Source organism: Vibrio sp. 1874 (assembly GCF_033344395.1).
GTDB lineage: Bacteria > Pseudomonadota > Gammaproteobacteria > Enterobacterales > Vibrionaceae > Vibrio > Vibrio alginolyticus.
In genome coordinates this window covers 1-1,379 of sequence record NZ_JAWPOR010000093.1, presented here as the reverse complement: position 1 = coordinate 1,379, position 1,379 = coordinate 1, and the positions used below count along the sequence as shown (strand labels likewise).

General features: G+C 47.9%; 1 protein-coding gene and 1 pseudogene. Both read left to right on the top strand.

Features of this window, described 5'->3' with window-relative positions; genetic code table 11:
• A partial coding sequence (locus tag R8N46_RS24775) for an ATP-binding cassette domain-containing protein (protein WP_318189718.1) occupies positions 1-1,000 on the top strand: 1,000 nt, incomplete at its 5' end.
• Positions 993-1,379: pseudogene (locus R8N46_RS24770) on the top strand (cysteine/glutathione ABC transporter ATP-binding protein/permease CydC); the annotation flags it as partial. The gene R8N46_RS24775 and the pseudogene R8N46_RS24770, both read left to right, overlap by 8 nt.

Genomic DNA, 1,379 nt, shown 5'->3' with positions numbered 1-1,379 from the left:
TACTGCGGTTTACTTCGGCTTCAGTTACATCGGTGAATTGAACTTTGGTTACTACGGTGCTGGCGTCACCTTGTTTGCTGGCCTGTTCATCCTGATTTTAGCTCCTGAGTTTTACCAACCACTTCGAGATCTCGGCACTTTCTATCACGCGAAGCAACAAGCGGTGGGCGCTGCCGAAAGTATTGTCGAGTTTCTTGAACTAGAGGTCGATCAAGTGAAAGATGGAACTCAATCTCTTGAACAGAACACGCCAATTCAAATCGAAGCTCAAAATTTGGTTGTTTTCAGCCCTGAAGGGAAACAATTGGCTGGCCCTCTGTCATTTTCATTGGAAGCCAATCAAAGCACTGCGCTTGTTGGCCCAAGTGGCGCAGGTAAAACCAGTTTGGTTAATACCATTCTTGGCTTTATGCCATACAAGGGCAGTTTAAAAATTAACGGCTGCGAGTTGTCTCAACTTGATCTATCGACTTGGCGCGAAGCTGTCAGCTGGATTGGTCAAAACCCAATGTTATTGCACGGCAGCATTCGTGATAACGTCACGCTTGGTAAACACGATATTCCAGACGCACAAGTGAATACAGTGCTCAACGATTCTTACGCGGCTGAGTTTGTTGAAATGCATGGCCTGAATTACGCAATCTCTGACCGTTCAGGCGGTTTATCTGTAGGACAAGCTCAACGTCTTGCACTTGCGCGAGCAATGCTACAAAACGGCCGTTTCTGGTTGCTTGACGAACCAACAGCAAGCTTAGATGCGCGCAGTGAAAAACTGGTGATGGAGGGAATTAATAAGTATACCCAATCCACCACTAACTTGATGATCACTCACCAACTTGCGCCTTTGCAAAACGTTTCACAAATTCTCGTGATGCAAGATGGTCAAATCGTACAACGTGGCGACTACGCTACCCTAGCCTCACAAGAAGGTTTGTTTAAAGACATGTTAGCTGCCAACCTAGCGCAGCGTGAATCAGACAAGGGGAACCTAGATGCGTGATTTACTCCCTTATCTAAAACTGTATAAAAAACATTGGTTCGGTTTGTCGCTGGGTATGCTATTGGCGTTCCTAACACTTGCTGCATCTATCGGCTTGCTCACTCTGTCTGGTTGGTTTATCTCCGCAGCAGCAGTGGCTGGTTTAACCGTTGCGCGTGAAACCTTCAACTACATGCTGCCAGGTGCTGGCGTGCGCGGTGCCGCAATGGCACGAACAGCTGGCCGTTGGGGTGAGCGCGTTGTAAGCCACAATGCGACATTTAAGTTGCTAACAGACTTGCGCATCTTCTTCTTCAAGAAACTTGCTCCGCTGATCCCAGGCCGAGTGTCAACAATGCGCGATGCTGATCTGCTGAACCGTCTAGTAGCCGATGTGGAC